The sequence below is a fragment of the Metallosphaera tengchongensis genome, assembly GCF_013343295.1.
Lineage (GTDB): Archaea > Thermoproteota > Thermoprotei_A > Sulfolobales > Sulfolobaceae > Metallosphaera > Metallosphaera tengchongensis.
Genome location: NZ_CP049074.1, coordinates 134,081 through 150,572 on the forward strand (window position 1 = coordinate 134,081; position 16,492 = coordinate 150,572).

Annotated in this window: 15 protein-coding genes; 6 read left to right on the plus strand and 9 right to left on the minus strand. The window is 46.6% G+C overall.

From position 1 onward, the window contains the following. Position 1 precedes the first annotated feature (1 nt). Together GWK48_RS00610 and GWK48_RS00615 are read left to right on the plus strand one after the other, a co-directional pair. Positions 2-472 (plus strand): DUF2299 domain-containing protein, encoded by a 471-nt coding sequence (locus GWK48_RS00610; RefSeq protein ID WP_174628660.1) that lies wholly within the window; start codon positions 2-4, stop codon positions 470-472. A gap of 5 nt (positions 473-477) precedes the next feature. Then, complete coding sequence (locus tag GWK48_RS00615) at positions 478-936, plus strand: DUF2299 domain-containing protein (RefSeq protein WP_174628662.1); 459 nt, start codon at positions 478-480, stop codon at positions 934-936. Here GWK48_RS00615 and GWK48_RS00620 read toward each other — a convergent pair. The 5 genes from GWK48_RS00620 to GWK48_RS00640 form a co-directional block, all read right to left on the minus strand. Further along, positions 874-1,608 carry a carotenoid biosynthesis protein gene (locus tag GWK48_RS00620; RefSeq protein WP_174628663.1) on the minus strand — a complete coding sequence of 245 codons (735 nt, stop codon included), beginning with the start codon at positions 1,606-1,608 and terminating at the stop codon, positions 874-876. The two genes, GWK48_RS00615 and GWK48_RS00620, sit on opposite strands and share 63 nt — an antisense overlap. Before the next feature lie 107 nt (positions 1,609-1,715). Continuing rightward, positions 1,716-2,915, minus strand: coding sequence for an MFS transporter (locus tag GWK48_RS00625; protein ID WP_246263849.1), 1,200 nt, complete (start codon positions 2,913-2,915; stop codon positions 1,716-1,718). A gap of 19 nt (positions 2,916-2,934) precedes the next feature. Continuing rightward, positions 2,935-3,840, minus strand: coding sequence for a fumarylacetoacetate hydrolase family protein (locus GWK48_RS00630; RefSeq protein WP_174628665.1), 906 nt, complete (start codon positions 3,838-3,840; stop codon positions 2,935-2,937). 32 nt (positions 3,841-3,872) lie between these two features. Next, positions 3,873-4,214, minus strand: coding sequence for a DUF2173 family protein (locus GWK48_RS00635; RefSeq protein ID WP_174628667.1), 342 nt, complete (start codon positions 4,212-4,214; stop codon positions 3,873-3,875). 293 nt (positions 4,215-4,507) lie between these two features. Then, positions 4,508-4,693 (minus strand): double zinc ribbon domain-containing protein, encoded by a 186-nt coding sequence (locus GWK48_RS00640; RefSeq protein ID WP_174628669.1) that lies wholly within the window; start codon positions 4,691-4,693, stop codon positions 4,508-4,510. 130 nt (positions 4,694-4,823) lie between these two features. On the opposite strand from GWK48_RS00640, the gene GWK48_RS00645 reads away from it, so the two are divergent. The 3 genes from GWK48_RS00645 (at position 4,824) to GWK48_RS00655 (ending at position 6,730) form a co-directional block, all read left to right on the plus strand. Then, positions 4,824-5,390, plus strand: coding sequence for a GMP synthase subunit A (locus GWK48_RS00645; protein WP_174628671.1), 567 nt, complete (start codon positions 4,824-4,826; stop codon positions 5,388-5,390). 32 nt (positions 5,391-5,422) lie between these two features. After that, complete coding sequence (locus GWK48_RS00650) at positions 5,423-5,908, plus strand: protein-tyrosine phosphatase family protein (protein WP_425487505.1); 486 nt, start codon at positions 5,423-5,425, stop codon at positions 5,906-5,908. Positions 5,909-6,136: 228 nt separating this feature from the next. Beyond that, complete coding sequence (locus tag GWK48_RS00655; RefSeq protein WP_174628675.1) at positions 6,137-6,730, plus strand: endonuclease V; 594 nt, start codon at positions 6,137-6,139, stop codon at positions 6,728-6,730. A 395-nt stretch (positions 6,731-7,125) separates the two neighbouring features. Here the strand turns inward: GWK48_RS00655 and GWK48_RS00665 are convergent, their stop codons facing one another. The 3 genes from GWK48_RS00665 to GWK48_RS00675 all read right to left on the minus strand — a co-directional run bounded on the left by GWK48_RS00665 (position 7,126) and on the right by GWK48_RS00675 (position 14,128). Then, entirely contained in the window at positions 7,126-9,078 is a 1,953-nt protein-coding gene (locus GWK48_RS00665) for a peptide-N4-asparagine amidase (protein WP_246263850.1), read from the minus strand. Next, positions 9,075-12,881, minus strand: coding sequence for a S53 family peptidase (locus GWK48_RS00670; RefSeq protein ID WP_174628677.1), 3,807 nt, complete (start codon positions 12,879-12,881; stop codon positions 9,075-9,077). The genes GWK48_RS00665 and GWK48_RS00670 overlap by 4 nt, the downstream gene beginning before the upstream one ends. Before the next feature lie 92 nt (positions 12,882-12,973). Beyond that, positions 12,974-14,128 (minus strand): hypothetical protein, encoded by a 1,155-nt coding sequence (locus GWK48_RS00675; RefSeq protein ID WP_174628679.1) that lies wholly within the window; start codon positions 14,126-14,128, stop codon positions 12,974-12,976. Positions 14,129-14,206: 78 nt separating this feature from the next. Between GWK48_RS00675 and GWK48_RS00680 the strand changes: the two genes are divergently transcribed. Continuing rightward, a complete protein-coding gene (locus tag GWK48_RS00680; protein WP_174628681.1) occupies positions 14,207-14,392 on the plus strand; it encodes a hypothetical protein in 186 nt (61 codons plus the stop codon). 651 nt (positions 14,393-15,043) lie between these two features. Here the strand turns inward: GWK48_RS00680 and GWK48_RS00685 are convergent. Beyond that, positions 15,044-16,420, minus strand: a complete 1,377-nt coding sequence (locus GWK48_RS00685) for an APC family permease (protein ID WP_174628683.1) — start codon at positions 16,418-16,420, stop codon at positions 15,044-15,046. Positions 16,421-16,492 lie beyond the last annotated feature (72 nt).

Here is a 16,492-nt window from a genome sequence, read left to right on the forward strand (position 1 = left end):
TATGGAACAAAAGATCAAGGAGTGGCTGGAGAACTTGGGAATGAAGGTGTGGACTCCAGAGGGCGCTAGGGAGTTCTTTCATGTAAGCGCGTCCCCAGCTCAAGGTGGTCCAGTCGTAGACGTTGTCAAGCCTACAAGCTCCACCCCATTTTACATATTGGGGATGGGTATTGCTGTCCATCAGTCGCATCAGGACTCCCTCAGGAAACTGAGCACCCCTGAGAGGAAGCAGTTCATAGACGATCTAAAATATTACCTGCTTGAAATGGAGCTAGACGTTGTGTTCCTCCCAGCTAACCAAGAGATTCCACAACTGATTAACGTCAGCAAGGTAGTGTACGAGGACGGACTAGACCCCAATGACTTCATTGATACCTACTACGCAGTGAGGAACGGGGGAACCTACGTTATAATGAGGTTTATCGATAGGTTCGGGTCCACCACGACCAGGACAGACACCAAGTATGGGTGATTTAGATGGAAATCATGAATATATTCAGGTCTTTAGGCTTAAACGTTAAGGAGATTAGTCAACCCAACGAGTTTATGCACTTTGCCATATCCCCCCAGCAGGGAGGTCCGCAGATGGAGTTGATTAAGCCAAAGAGCGACTCCAAGATATACATTATGGGCATGGCGGTTGGAGTCCACCAATATCATGCCAGTAGGCTGAGAGAAATGGATAAGCCCGACAGGGCAGATTTCTTGAACGAGATGAAGTATAGACTCCTTAAGATGAAGGTTGACGTGGCTTTCACTCCTCCCAATGATGAGATCCCTCAAGTGATCTTCGTGAGTAGGGTACTTTACGATGACAACCTCGATCCCAATACGGTCCTAAGAGTTATGTACAAGGTCAGGAACGCAGGCACGCTAGTTATTTTCATGTTTGCTGACAGATTTGGGGTTCCTCAAGGCAGTATGAAGTTCATGTAGAACAAGGAAAGTCACTGTTGAGACAGTTGTGGAGATCAAAGCTGGGTAGACCAGACCTGAGAAGTAGTCCTGTAAAGCCAAGTCCAGGATTAGTCCGTATACAAACCCAGACGCTCTGATATCGTAGTCACCTATCCCGTAAATTGTTTTCCTTTCGGGCTTCCATAACAGGTAGATGATCATGGATATTACAAACCAAGAAACGAAGTTCGTGATGGGGACCCCAAAGTACTGACCTGGGGATAACCAGTGCCAGTCAAACCTTGAGAAGAGGGGGTCTACTGTCAAGTCTACTAACACCATGAGCCAAGAGGAGATGACAGCGTTGTGGGACGGGAGGTATGAGAAGTAAGCCAGGGTAGCCCACAGTAGGGGAATTATGACTGGGACGCCCAGGACCTCCATACCTAAACCCCCAGTGTAATAGTACCTACCGAACGGAAACCCAGTATGAACCCCAATGACTTCAAAGAGGAACCCTATGACAAACGCAGTCATTAAGAACCTGATTGATCTCCAATGGAGGGTAACGTAGGAGTGTACTAGGTACAAGGCGACTAGGACTAGGATGGGCAGTCCCAGATTGAAACCTGGTAAGTTCGTCAGTTGGGGTAAAGTAGCTAGGAAAAGGTAAAATAGATAGAGGTAGCTAACAGCCCATTTCTTATCCATACCTTAAACAAGGTGTAGGGGCAAATAAATACTGTTTAAAGTGAGAAAATAAGGAATGACCTTTCCCCTTAGGGAGGGGAAGTAGTCAGCGACTCCTAGAGCCCGTCCTATAACTTGCTATCACTCTGTTGTCTCATCTCCCTGGGTTTGCTCCCCCCTTGTCCTCCCCTTAGAAGTGCGAAATAAGTTATCCCACCAAGGAGTTGCACAAAACCCCCTATTTCAAGGGGTAAGTCCACTCCAAACTCCATTATGTAACCGCTCAACCCTGAGCTCGTCTGGGAAAGCCTCGTGGCTACTCCTTGCAGGCTCGACGCTGTACCGAAGTCCTCCTCGGAGATGCCTCTGACGTTAACTGCAGTTCTATTGGGCATCCCGAGACCGGCGTTCAACCCTCTAACAATGTAAAGTACGCTGGCTAGAACTAAGAATGGAGAGAGAGCCATCCCCATCAGGAGAACTCCGTTAATAATCCTCGTCATGGAGGCTAGTTTTAACGGACTTCCCTTAGTTAAGGTCGCTAGATATGACCCTAGGGCAGTACTTACGGAAGCCAAAGAGAAGGTAATCCCTATAACTAAGGGAGTGGCGTGGAACCTCAAGCTAAACCAAAGAGGCAATAACGGTATGGCTAGACCTATACCGGCACCCGAAAGGACGTTGGAAGCTATAACCTTAGAGATGTAGTTTAAACTACTCCTCTTCATGAACCTTGTGCTCTTTTTCTCACCCCTCTTTTCCTCAACTCGGAGCACGAAGAGCGAAGACGCCAGGAGGAGCAGGGAGGCCACTCCAAACAGAAACCTATAGTCGTTCAGGTTTCCAAAGGGGAGGTAGTCGTGAAACGCCAGGAGGAGCCCTCCTCCCATGCCTGAAAGAGCAGCCACTGAGGTGAGTTTCCCCATCTTTTCAACCCTCTCCTCTTCCCCCCTCCAATTCCTAGCAACTATGGCTGTGAGGCCTGGAGAGAACGCGCCCCTAGCTCCTCCGGCCGTACCCCCTAAACCTGTAACTATCATTGATGGTATTACTATCAATAGGTCCCTAGTGGAAACTAAGAGGGCTAAACCCAACGCAGGGATTAGATCCCCTAGGATTAGGGATTTCTTATACCCGACCCTATCGCCCAACATACCTAGCCCTAAGCTGAACCCAGCGATGTACGCGGTCATTCCAAGGAACACTAGACCTATTAGAGCTGGTGGGAGGCCCAACGCTGAAAGGTAAAGAGAACTGGATACGGTGACGAACATAATGCCGACGCTTCTGGTAGCCCTGGAAAGGAGAAGCCAATTGAACTTATCCAAAAGTTTTCCCCAGGTACACCTACTCCTCCACGACCCTGTTCCTTATGGTTCCCACTCCCTCAACGGTCGCCTCCATTACGTCACCGACCTTTAGGAATTTTCCCTTTGCGTACCCAACACCCGGAGGGGTACCCGTGGAAATTATATCTCCAGGTACTAGTGTTATGCCCATGGAAGCCCAGCTAACGAGCTCTTCAACCTTAAATATTAGGTCCCTAGTATTACCCCTCTGTTCCTCAAATCCGTTTACCTTCAATGACATGGATAAGGAGTTGGGATCCTGGACCTCATCCTTAGTTACGACCACCGGCCCTACGGGCGTGGAGCGGTCCATGGCCTTTCCCCACACCCAATTTTGACCGTAGGGGTTGAGAACTTTAGGCCACCCCTCTGGAAATTGCCAGTCCCTAGCTGAGACGTCGTTCAACACCGTGAACCCAAAGACGTAATCTAGGGCTCTCCTAACGTCTATGTACTCTCCGGGTTTACCTATTACTATCCCTAGCTCAACTTCCCAATCAAGCTTGTTAACTATTTTATGTTTGACCACAGGCTTCTCATGGCCCACTAGGGAGCTAGCGAACTTGGTGAAGAAGTAAGGCTTTGACGGTGGGGGCGTTGAGACCTCCTGTCCGTGAGCTCGGTAATTTACAGCAGGGCAGAGAACCTTGTCCGGTGATGTTATCGGTGGTTGCCAGTCTATCTCACCCAGTTCGGCCTCCAAAGGCCACTCCGCTTCCAGCTCCTTGGCAACCTCCAAGGCTGGCTTCCCTAGGGAAATCAGCTTCTTTAGGTCTAGGAGAAACCCTGGGGACTCCACAGTTTCGTAAAGTTTCCTGTACGCTTCATATAGGTCCAGGGCCTTACCGTCCTTCAGAACACCTACCCTCTCAAGTCCTCCTTTCTTAAAGGTGAAAAACTTCATGGTCTAAATATAAGATATAAAAGGAAAAAAGTTTACCTTGCGACTTCCATTAACGTCTTAAATATATCGTTAAAGTCGGCCTCAGCCATCTTTACGAAAACTCCGTAGTGTCCCATAACGCATACGGCGTAGTCGCCAGCAGCCACCGCCCAACCATGGAACGGGGTCCATTTCATTCCCGTAAGTTTAGTGAAACCTTCAGCCTGCATTTTTCCCATCATCGTGTTCGCAGCCACCATCATGGCTACCATCTCAGCTATATCCTTGGGGATGTTGCCCTTGTATTCAACCACTTTGCCCTCCATAGAATACTTACCTGCTGCTACAGCTCCTTTTAATTTCATGAGACGGTCTAACTTCGCGGATTCGGACATGTTTATCTACTTAATATTATATCAATCATATATATAAGTTTAATGATTAAACATTTCAAAAAATGCGATTTGCGAAAATTAAACTATAAAAGGGTAGAAGGGTAGTCAAAACCATATGTTTAGCTTTAACGGGGTTTAATGGAAGAGGTTTCTAGCGATATATTTAAATAATACAAAATTCTCAAAAGATTGATTTTCTGTACCAAATATGTTCAGATTTCCTCCTAGGCCTGAGGGGATGGGTTTTCTTTTTCGTTTACAAGGTCAGGACTAGACCCTAGTTCGTCTTGTAATTACACCAGCTTAGCGTTGCAATATAGACAAGTCTCTCTGGAAGCCGGGTTTGACCTAGCGCACTTTGGACATATCTTCACCGGCAAGGAGGTGAACCTTGAGGGCAGTGTAGACCCGCACTTTCTACAGTTGGTGAGGACGTCAGGGTTCATCTCCCCACAGACGCTGCACCTTAGTTTTCCCATCTAAGAATTTTCGTTGTTTTAATTTAAAAGTCTAATCTTAATATTTCAAAAGAAGTTAGGCACTAAATAAGGGTAACAGGGAGTAACGTATCTTTGTAAGGTTTTTAAGCCAAAGGGCTTTTCTGTAGTTGTGAGAGTAGGACTCATTTACTTTGGCGGTCAGTATAACCACCTTATACTCAAGAACGTAAAGTACCTTGGAGGAAACATAGAGACCATAGACCCGTCGCTACCTGTGGAGAAGGTAAAGTCCTTTGATTGCCTCATATTCAGTGGTGGTCCTCAGTCGGTAAAGGAGGAGATCCACAGGATGGGCAACTCTCCACTTTACGTGAGGGAAATTCACGTCCCTAAATTGGGGATTTGTCTAGGTCATCAACTTATTGCATACGTTTCTGGGGGATTGGTTGAGAGGGCTGAAAGTCCTGAGTTCGGTCTAGTTAAAATAATGGTCGATGATAACGATACCATCCTGAATGGAGTTCCAAAGGAGTTCAACGCATGGGAGAGTCATAATGATGAGGTTAAGTCACCTCCTCCCGGTTTCAGGGTCTTAGCTAGGAGCGAAACCACCAGGGTTCAGTCCATGGTGAACTCGGACAACACCACGTTCACAGTCCAATTTCACCCTGAGGTGAAACATACGGAGCACGGGGTACAGATACTTAAAAACTTCCTTGAGGTATGTAAGAAGTAGATGAAGAACAGCGGATCAACTGAGGTGACATCATCACGTATTGGGTGAGGAAAGGTAGAATTGGCGGATCCCACTTACCATCTCACGTGGAGGAAATTATGGAGTGGAGAAGGAGTGGGGTCAATAAGGTATTGATATTGGCTGAAGACTGGGAAATAGAGGAGAACTGGGGTAACGCGGGTTACTACTATGCTCAATTATCAGATAACGGCATGAAGTACCTCCATGTCCCCATCCCTGACGGATACGGCCCTTCCCTTGAGGGGTTTCGGGAGATCGTGAGCTGGTTAGATAGTGGGTCTAATCTTGTTCATTGTGTCGGAGGTATTGGGAGGACTGGGACAGTGATAGCAGGATACCTCATGGTGAGGGAGGGTCTGAGCTTAAACGATGCAGTGGAAGAGGTGAGGTCCTACAGGCCTGGAGCCGTGCAGACCATGCAACAGTTCTCCTTTCTAATGGAGCTAGCCAATAGGAGGTCTGAAGTTTTGAAGAGTAAGACAGAGGGAATGGACTGACTCTAGCTAGAGGGCGTGGGGGAACACGAGGATCCATAGTTTGGTGGAAGGGATCATGACTACTCTTTGTCATAAAACTTGACGTATAACCCGTTCACGAGAGAAAACGAGTTCTAGCACAAGGGAACCAACGGAACCCTATACCCCGTTTCCTCAGGATGAGTCTGTTCTACACTAGTTCGTGTCAGAAGCCAAATAACTTGAATAAAGCATAAGAAGTTGAACCTTATGGAAAAACAAGACTTCCTATACGACTTTCTGATCCTTCTTCAGAGACTTGTAGCGAAGCAAGTCAAGTTTCAAAGGTTAGGCAATGTGAAAAGAGTGTGCGCTGTGGACGTAGCTTACAAAGGGAACACGGGAATTGCTGTAGCTGTCTGTGACGGTGATGAAAAGGAGGTACATAAGGTCACAGGAAAAGTGTCGTTCCCCTATATACCTGGTCTACTTTTCATAAGGGAAGCTCCTATAATGTTAAAGGCGTTGGAAGGAACACATCCAGAATTACTTCTGGTTGACGGGCATGGTATAGCTCACCCTAGGAGGAGTGGAATAGCAACAGTCCTGGGAGTGCTACTCGAAGTTCCCACTATAGGTATAGCAAAATCCAGGTTGGTGGGAGATATAGTAGAGGAGAACGGTGTGAAATATCTAGTTATTCAAGGGGAAAGGGTAGGGGTGAAACAGGGGAAGTACTACTTCAGTCCAGGTAACCTAGTTACGTTAGAGGACGTAGTCCAGTTCAGTAGATCAGGGTACCCCGAACTCTTAAGGGAAGCGGACAAGTTAAGTAAGGAGTACAGGAGGGAGTTAGAGCCCTAAACTTTAACCTACTCCACGGAGGCAACTTCAGTAAAACCCTCATCGTCACCTGTCAGCCGGGCAAGTTGTCATCCCAAAATGATATAAAGGAAATGGGCTATTAAAATTAATAATGAGAAGAGTTTTAAGGATTCCTAGGTTCACCAAGGAAGGAAAACCAAAAGTACTGGAACTCCTCGTTGACTCACCTATAGTGAACGATAAGGGGTTCGCCCAGGAAGGGAAGCTACTTCTAGTTATAGACGATGGAGCCAAGAGGGTTGGATTCCAGTTAAGCACTGCTGAGGCAGCCCTGTTGCATCAGAGGCTGAGCTACATTTTAAACGAGTCGGCAAAGGAGTACATGGAAGCTGAGGAAAAAACCAGAAAAAGCTATGAGTCCTCTAAAGCTGGTTCTAAAAGGGGAAGGACCGAACGTGAATTTGAAGATAGCTCAGAGGGTAAAGAGGAGGATATAGGGCCAGACGATAGCGAGATTCCTGAAGATTACCTTGACGAACTGAACTCTGATAAATTGTAGACTCCGTTTGCCCTCCGCTATTTGTCGAGTTTATTGGCGACAACCTCACCTGCAACTTTACGTAGTACCCAGTGGTGTTTACTGTACTGTTCTGGACAGCCTCAGCGTAAAAGGACTCGTGGAACCCCTTAAGGCTACTAAGTTGTCCTGAGAGGAAGAGAAAGTTCAGATCCTTCTGCGTCACAGCGTTGTTGGATGTTAGCTTGACAAGGATAGCCCCTCCGTAGCTATTGATGACCTCAATTACACCGGAGAACCCTCCCTCCGCTGACGCATTCTCGTTTACGGTCTGTGAAGTCCTAAAGCCGTTAAACGTGAAATTATACGCGTAGTCAACACCTAGGCTCAAGGTACCGTTTTGGGCGTAGGACAGATTGAACGGTATAACAGAGGGTGAGGAAATTGGCGTTAGGAAAGCTGACAACTGAAGCGTGATAGGGAAGTTGCCCTGAACTGTCATGGATGAGTTGTAAACCCCGCTCTCTGTGGAGACCTCATGGAAGCTCTCGTCGAGATACGCAAGCTCGTATATGGAGTTGAAGCTCTGGTAGGAAGAGAATCTCCCGCTCTGGACCACTGTCGCCACCTCTATCCCGTCAGAGAAGTGAAGAGTTGAGGAGTATTCCAAGAGATAGTTTCCTCCCTCTTGATAATGCACGCCCGAGAAACCTCCGGCAAATAGTGGTGTTGAGTCTACAAACCTTGAATAAGCTACGTTAAGTTGACCTCCGAGCAAGACATTTGACTGGTTTACCCAGAGTAGAATAACTCCAGATAGATCCCAATCGAAGGCCGGACTGTGGTTTATTTGCTCTGCAGTCTTCAAATTGGACATGGTCACAGTGACGTTGGCATGGTTACCTAGAGCTAGGAAGGGCGTTAAGTCCACTTGGTAGGGTGTATGGAATGCTAGGGTGTTTATGCTGGTAAGGGGCTTCCACCAGAAGAGATCTATCCCTCCAGTGTATATTGTCTCATAGGGTGGTATGACTGAACCTAGGAGACCATTGTAGTAGAGCAGGATGTCCCTAGTCGCTGGCTCATTGGAGTACCAAAACTCGTCCAAGCCACCTCCTTCCTCATAGAGGAGGGCCGTCATCCTGTATGTCCCCTTGGGGACAGTAAAGTGGGTAGTTATAGAGTCCATGGTGGGAGTTAATATCACGTAAGAGTAGTTGTAGTTGAAAGTTCCGTTGACGAAGAGTGGGATGAACCCGTTTGGTAGCCCTGGAGGCTCAGCCCCTGGATACAAGGTGAGAGTAACGTTCATTAGATATACCCCAGTTACGTTATCCTTTGCACTGTAGAAGTTAACCAGAACAGGTTCGAAGGTTACGTTTCCCTCTAACAGGTTCTCAAAGGTTGTCAGGTCTACAGCAGCTGTTGAGTTCTCTATCTCTTGTGTTGATCCCCAGAAAACCGGTACGCCATCAACAAACACATAGAGGGGTCTATCGAACTGGGTACCGTTAACTTCCTTGACTGATACGTTCATGAGGATAAGGCTGTAGTTCCCTCTGGGTACGTCGACCTTGATGTAGTATGGCTTCCACGCTGTGTCGTTAAAGACCAGGTTCTCCCCAACGATAATTTTGACTGGGGTGACGTTCGGGGTAAGGTACGATAGCGCACTAAACGAATAGAAGCTGGGGTCGACTCCCAAGGACTTAAGTGTTGAGCTCCCGACTGTCAAGTTGTACGGAATATAGTGACTTACGGCTTGGTCAGAGGTTGAACCCACGGCTTGGGGCAGTGCACCCAGCGTCCCCATTAGGACGATAGAAAACGCTACGACCAACGCTTTCCTAAACGTGGGGTCTAGCCTCATCTTTTTCCCCTCCTTAATAAGAGGATAAACAATATAACCACCACTACAACCAAAACCCCTAACACCACCTCTAGGACAGCGATGTCTTGGGAGAAAACGACGTCGTGATAAAGGTTGTTAACCTCAAAGGTTACGTTATACTTTAACCCGTTCTTTAACTGTAAGGTATAAATATACAACCCTGAAGGTAAGGAAGAGGCCTTAACCGGCACGTGAATTATAAGGGAGCCGTTCAGTCTAGAGTAGGTGAAGTTCTGGGGGACTCCATCCATGTATAACGAGATCGGTGTGAGGTATGGGCTCACCGTGACGTTGACTACGGAGAACCCGGATGTGACGTTGAGGATAGCAGGGGTCACTCTAGGTGGCTGGGCCACGGACAACGAGGGAGATAGGACGGGTGAGCCTTGCAGTATAACGTTCCCGCCGGATACGTTGAAGGCATAAGGTGAGGACTCTAAGGTGGAGGATACAAAGGTAAGGTTCGAATCCGTTGAGGTAATGCCCACAGGACTCCCTACTACCAATGTGTTAACTAACGTTACTGTGGAGTTAACAGCTACTATCTCGCCTATGGAAGAGGAGGAAACGTTAACTTCCCCATCTACTACTTTCAGAACTCCTACGGTGGATCCAACCAAGTTCAGAGATGTACCATCGACCGTTAGATTCGGGGAGTAGACCTGGTAGAGGGAATAGGGTTCTCCGTATTGTCCCAAAGGCTGAGTCCTATTGAGCACTATGTTGCCTAAATAGGTCTGATCCATGACCTGAACGTCCTGATGGACCATTTCAGTGTAACCTAGAGGGGAGGTACCTGCAACTATGACTGTCCACGGTCCTGCTATCACGCCAGGCTCGTTCCCCCCTAAAAGCTGACTGTTCTGGAAAGAGGGTACGGTGTAATATCCGACCCACTCGCCTTCACTGGAGTTATACTGAAGGGGAACCTCATAACTAGACTCGTACACTAGAGATCTAGAGGTCTGTCCAGCTGGAACTAGGACGGCAGAGAAAGTGCCAGATTTTACTGGGGTACCGTTACTGAAGGTGATGTTCACGTGTATTGGAACCTTTTCACCTTGGTATAGGGGACCTGGTATCGAAACTGAGGAACTTAGCGCAGGAGCTACGTAGAACCATGTGGTAAAGTTACCGGTTTGAATTCCAACAGAGGTATTTGCCCTAGTTTCAAAAACGACCTTGTAAATTCCTGGGGTGAAATTACCTGGAATGGTGAAGTTAGCTTCCTTGAGGCCGAATAGGCTGAAGACGCCAAACTGAGTAACCTCAGGTGCGGAGACCATGGGAACCTCCGCCACAAGTGTGGTATTATGGTAAACTAATGCCGTGACGTTAGTGGTGAAAAGACCTAGTCCAAAGCTTGTAAACACCTCAGCAAAGAAAGTAACGTTCTCTCCTGGAGAGGCTCCGGGGTATCCATCTATTACAGGGGTATATACAGCACCGTAAATTAAGTTACCAACGTAAACGTAGGAGTAAGTTGATCCCAAGGTTGAGTTTACCAGTAGTAAGTAGGTTCCTTGAGGCATGTTCGGCAAGACCGTGAACTGACCAGAGTAAATACCCTGTCCAACTGGTAGCAACTTAACGCTAAGTAAAACCTTACCGTCCTTGATAAGGTAAGCGTTAACGCTGGAGTTAACCAATGGAGTACCGTTTGGATACGTAACCTGAGCCTGGATTGGGATTGGTTCGTTGCTCGGATAAGGAAGGGATATGGGATAGGGGGTAGGCTGAGAGATAACAACAGAACCCCCCACATCTATATCAGTCTGACCTATCCCATTAAGGTTTTGGGAAGAGCCGTTTACGATTATTGACCAGATGTTTGCAGGTTGTCCTTGTTGTACTTGAACATCTCCCTTCCAGAACGTTCCATTGAAAGTCAGTGGAACTTTCTCCAAAAACCCCTGAGTGGTGTAGATGTATGCGTTAAACTGACCTCCCCTTACTATCGTACCGTTCTGGAAAGTGATGTACGCAGTTATCCCAACGGTGGTATTGTAGGAGTACCAGGGTATAGTAGTGTTTTCAGAGAAAGTAGATACAGATATCTCCAGTCCCTTCTGCATCAGGTAGTCCCTTACAGCGTTTAGAAGTCCAGGGTAATATGGTGACCCTAACCCCGTGACCATGTTGTAACCCATTTTTGAGTTATACACACCGTTGAACCCTACCGTGATTGAATGGAAGGCTTCATGGTACAGTGAGGAGTTGGAATATATCCAATAAAGGATTGGGTTGATCAAACCCAACGAGGAGTTTAGAGAGGAATCCATATCTGCAGCTATTCCAGCCCATATGGGGGATGCCAAGCTTGTACCTCCTATCACTTCCTGGGCCCCCTCCACTGTGACTACCATACCTGTGTAGGGATTAGCGTCAGCACTTACATCAGGTACCTCCCTAGCTGAGGCGTTGAGGTACTTCAACTGATACCATGGGGCTGGGAATAGCGTGCTAACTCCACCCCCTGAGGACACAGTTGAAGGTCCAGGTTCAAAGTATTGAGGCAATACGCTCCAGGCCGTCTCGTACTGGTAGCTCACCGTAGCGTTCCTATCCTGAACGTACCCCGATCTCACGTTTAGGTATAGAGACGTTCCTCCTACTGCAGTAACAAAGGGAGAAGAGGCTGGGAAAGAGACCCCTCCGTAGCTAGTAGTTGTGCCTCCGAAGGCCCCTTGATCTCCTGAAGAGGCGAAGAACGAAATGCCCTCAGCTGTGCCCAGCTCAAAGTAGTAATCCAGGTAGGGATAGTTTGGCGTAGAGCTTCCCTGGAAATAAGCGTAATACCCAGACGACCCTATCAGGTTTTCAGGTAGACCCCAACTCATTGACACGACGTTTGCTAGATCCTCCGACACAACCAGGTCAACTGCCTGGAAAAGCAAGCTGGGGCTCGAGGCTATCACCGCCAAGACATGGGCGTACGGAGCTACGCTGTGCACAGCCTCGACGTCAAGGGCTGTCTCCACGTCCCACCCTGAAAATATCCCAAAGATAGGGTGATAGGGACCTAAAGGAAGTATAGTCAGATTTATTGGTGGCAGTCCGTTCTGGGAGTCGAACGCCTTTAAATCCTGATAGAGCTCCGGGTCCCCGTAGGCGTCAATCACAGCTACCGTCACGTTTCTACCACCAGGGGTCACGTTGTAGGCTTGCTGAATTTCCTTTCCGCTGTAATACAGCGCAGAAAATTGGAAACCAAAGTAGTTCGGAAAGCTGCTACCCACGAGCCCCGTTGATGTGAGGTTACCTAGAGGTATCAGTTGAGGTTTAATTAATGTGAAGTTTGTTAATCCCATTACTAGGGAATTGGCCAAGTCGTGGGGAATATAGGGAGTAGAGATCGGTCTATAGTAGACTTCACCTTGATACTTGTATAGCTCTAGATTTGTCTTAAAGACACTCTCTACAGTGGAGGCGCTTGCAACTCCAACAACTAGGAAGGGACTCTTATAGACCACGGAAAAACCGTCACTCTCTAAGTAGTTCACCACCTCCAGTTCCTGTTGAACGTTCCCAAAATCAGATATTAGCTGATCCTTGCTCAAGGGCTTAGCCTGATGGTTTCCTATCTCCTGAACCAGAAGGTTAAGGTAATTGGTGTCCTTTGGAGGAATGAGGACTGAAATGCACACTTGAGACGAACTTGGCACCGTGCCTAAAGGCGTTCCCTGAAGTGAAGGTCCAAAGTACTGAGCATAGGAGTAACTAGGTGGAGTGAAAAATGCAGAAAAAATAACCAAGATAAATACCAATAAACTTAGCCTCACAACATGGATTAATAACACATAATATTTAACTTTGAGCCAGATAACAATTCCCCAAGGGATTTACTTAAAAATATTTAGAAAATCTTAAAAAATTATAATTCACTTAGCAAACCTTGAAGGTACCCGGTTAACAAGGATTGGCTTGCAACCTTTGCGTAGTTGAGCTCTAGCACAAGATATTGCCCGGAAACTGATCCTAGAACTAGGGTGTTATTGTTTATGGGATACGGGTTCGCAACGAAGTATGGCGCACCGTCTATGTTGCCTTGCGTTACAATCGCATTCATCCCAGTAATGTTCTTGATCATCTCATAGTTACTCAGAAGTTGGTTGTACTTGTTTTGAGCATCTTGTTGTGTCTTGAACTGCGTAACCTGAACTGTCAGCAGAGATGAACTGTTAGCGTAAACTGCTAAGTATCCTGTACTTACATTCAGAGTCAAGTTTCCGTAGTAATGACCTTGACCTCCCATCATTCCGTATTGATTGAAGTTCTTAAAGTGGTACATCCCGAACCCGTTAAAGTTCCCTAGGCCTAATATATCGGTGTAGTTTAACTGGTGTAACGCGGTGTAATTTACGTATGACCAGTAGGCTATTTTCATGTCGGGTACGCTACTGAAGATTGATGGGGGAGAGACGAGGCCTACTCCGGACGTCACTGCGTCCTGGTACTGGTTCATGAACAAGTTCAGGGCAGACTGCGCTGGATCGTTAACTCCCTTAACTACTATTGCAACTAGGTATTTACCGTCGTACCCTGTTGCTATCCCGTAAGAGGAGATATTTCCGTAAACGTACTCCAGGTTCCCGGACTTGTTAACGTTAAAGTTGTACCCTGCTACTAGGATTAGGGCGAGTTTCCTAAAGTAGTTGGTCACGTTCTCTGAAGTAACCTTGGATACCAGGGATACGGCGTAGGAAGAGCTGTTGTGTACTAGAACTTCACCAAAGGTGACTCCAAGGTTTTGGCTCAAATTATCTAAATAATATGAAGGTATAGTACCCATAGGGGCAATACCAGAGAGGTTGTTCAGCTCAGCCCATACACCTACCGTATACCCCTGAACTCCAGTAGAAGCTTCGGCCTGGACGGGGCTTAGAATGAAGTTAGCGCTTGGAGAAGACACTAGGTTAACTGAGCTCTTAGCTGGTGAGCTAACGTGAGTAGTAGTATTTACAAAGGCTATAACTGAAATCACCACTATAATTACACCTATTGTACCAATTACTATTGTCTTATTCATACTTTCATGTAAGGTTGACTAGTTAAAAATATTCTCCATATAAATCATCAAGAAGAGGAACAATTTTAATTTAGATTAATGCAATTTTCTGTAACATCCTCTCGTCAGGTCAGGTCTAGGGTCATAAAAAGAAGGATAATGAAGGGGGTCGGCCTCAGGAAATTATCGTTCCTAGGGGAGTACCGACGGAAGTCCCGATATTGTAGCTTTGCCCAGGAAAGGAGGGCTAGATCCTTCATAGCTCTTCAAATGTATGGATCCTGAATCCGCCAACACGAAGAAACCAGTCTCGAATAGGTAAGTGTATTGGGATACTAAAGGAAAGGATACATCTCATCAAAGGGCAATGCTCAAGAGTTTAGTGAAGGCCCATGACAAAGTGACCAAGCAGTGAAGGTAGCTGTTCCAGTTAGTAATATACCCGTTAGATGGAGTTTGTTTTCCGGATTTAACAACCGCGCTCTGTAAAACCATGAAGAACTAATTATTTTTAGTAAAAGTCTCCCTGGAGAATCTTTAAATCCTTTCAATGGCAGGATCAATTCGACTATTGATAGAATAGGCACGGAGATCTAGGGCATCAAATGTCAGGAGCCGTGGTCAACAGTTTCTCTGAGCCGATTGGGTTCACATGATCTGGGTTGTTGAGGGCTTTATATACCGCCAAAGGGTCTTGCCCCGGATGTGGGCCTGTATCCTGAAAGGTAGGTAAGACAATATAAAAGGTCCAAGGTGTGCGGGTTCCCCCACCGCCTAGGTGGGTCGGGGTCACTCCTTGGGGAGTGAGAGCGAGTCTTCCGCTCGACTCCCGTGAAGCCTAAGGGTCGGGGGTAGATATCAAACAACATGAAATTCTAAGAGACCCAAACCCCTAAGACTTCTCTGGATCCCTCAAGTCGAATATCCGCCTAAACCCTAGAAAGAAGCTTTATCCTCCCTACCCTCTCCCTTCATCTCATGCTTTTCTTCCTCTTCTTTGCTCATTTCAATTATTTCCGCTGCTAGGAACCCCAAGATGATAGTACCCATGAAGAAGTACACTACTGAAGGGGGAGACGAACCTATGGATTGGAAAAGTTCGTATCCGGAAAAGGATGTGGCAAACACAGATAACACGAACCACTTTATCCTCTTGGAAAACTTCGTCAGGGAGAGCTTCATCAAGGAGAAATCTGATGACAGATGAACGAAAATATTGGCAAATAATGATACTAGTCCTGCTATGGTGAAGGCAACGAAAGCGTTGGTACCTACAATCAAGAATCCTCCCAACAATATTGCAAAGTATATCCCCACCGAGAGCAGAACAGCGTTCATGGGCCCCCTCCCTGACTCAAGCTTACTCAATGCTTCTGGGAGGAACTTACCCCTAGCCATTGCGAAAATGGTCCTAGACGTTGCAGTAAGGAACGTTAAGGTAGCTAGAATACCATCGTTGGCCGCGGCAAATAGGACGAACACTAGAGTTAAGAGACCAAATCTGTCCTCAACCAGCTGAATAAGGTTCAATTGATTTGCTGCTAAGTGGAAAAATATAATGTGGTCTGTTATTCCGTAAATATCGAAGGCAGCCAATAGTCCACCCAGAAGTATAACAGTTACTATGGCTGTAGGCACGCTCTTCTTCGGGTTCTTGACCTCTCCTGATAGAGGTGTAATAGAACCGTAACCTGTTGGGATGCTTGAGCCAAAAAGAATGGCTAAGGCTATTGAAGAAAGAGAAAGATTTGAAGGAACTGGGTTGTACAATTTGAAGCCAGTGGAGGACATGAAGAGCACTGCAAGTGTAGTCATCATCCCTATTTCTATTAGGCTCGCCACTATCGCGTACTTGGCTGTGGGTCTTATACCTAGAATAGCGAAAGCACTGGAGACTCCTAAGATTATCAAACCTATAACATAAGAAGGTACAGGAAGGATGGAAGACAGAATAAACGAGGCGCCAAAGACATAGGCTGACCCATAGAGAGAGGAATATAAAAGATATAACCACCCGGTCTCAAATCCCAGTCTTTTTGTCAAAGTGTAATAGGCATAAGTGTAGTATCCTCCCGCTTTCGTAAATTTATTAGAAAGAATATAAACAACCATACCATTGACCAATACCAAGACTGTACCTAGAATTACCGCTAGGGCCGCACCTCTCCCTACCACGTCGTATGCTGCAACCCCGTAAGTTAATACGCTAAGAAACGGAGACTGCCCCCCTAGGCTTATGAATATGAGGTCAAGGACACCAATCTCACGCCTCGGCTCTGAATCTCTCTGCTCCTTTTGGAAGCCCTTATACATCTAGGATACTCTATAGAATGGAAAAGGATATTAAAATCTTCCAGATATTTTCGATTTTTTTTAAAAAATATA

Excerpts from the sequence above, each read along its gene's own strand:
- GWK48_RS00685 (WP_174628683.1), bottom strand. The coding sequence starts at position 16,420 with ATGTATAAGGGCTTCCAAAAGGAGCAGAGAGATTCAGAGCCGAGGCGT.
- GWK48_RS00640 (WP_174628669.1), bottom strand. The coding sequence starts at position 4,693 with ATGGGAAAACTAAGGTGCAGCGTCTGTGGGGAGATGAACCCTGACGTC.
- GWK48_RS00655 (WP_174628675.1), top strand. The coding sequence starts at position 6,137 with ATGGAAAAACAAGACTTCCTATACGACTTTCTGATCCTTCTTCAGAGA.
- GWK48_RS00615 (WP_174628662.1), top strand. The coding sequence starts at position 478 with ATGGAAATCATGAATATATTCAGGTCTTTAGGCTTAAACGTTAAGGAG.
- GWK48_RS00665 (WP_246263850.1), bottom strand. The coding sequence starts at position 9,078 with ATGAGGCTAGACCCCACGTTTAGGAAAGCGTTGGTCGTAGCGTTTTCT.
- GWK48_RS00620 (WP_174628663.1), bottom strand. The coding sequence starts at position 1,608 with ATGGATAAGAAATGGGCTGTTAGCTACCTCTATCTATTTTACCTTTTC.
- GWK48_RS00635 (WP_174628667.1), bottom strand. The coding sequence starts at position 4,214 with ATGTCCGAATCCGCGAAGTTAGACCGTCTCATGAAATTAAAAGGAGCT.
- GWK48_RS00630 (WP_174628665.1), bottom strand. The coding sequence starts at position 3,840 with ATGAAGTTTTTCACCTTTAAGAAAGGAGGACTTGAGAGGGTAGGTGTT.
- GWK48_RS00610 (WP_174628660.1), top strand. The coding sequence starts at position 2 with ATGGAACAAAAGATCAAGGAGTGGCTGGAGAACTTGGGAATGAAGGTG.
- GWK48_RS00675 (WP_174628679.1), bottom strand. The coding sequence starts at position 14,128 with ATGAATAAGACAATAGTAATTGGTACAATAGGTGTAATTATAGTGGTG.
- GWK48_RS00680 (WP_174628681.1), top strand. The coding sequence starts at position 14,207 with ATGCAATTTTCTGTAACATCCTCTCGTCAGGTCAGGTCTAGGGTCATA.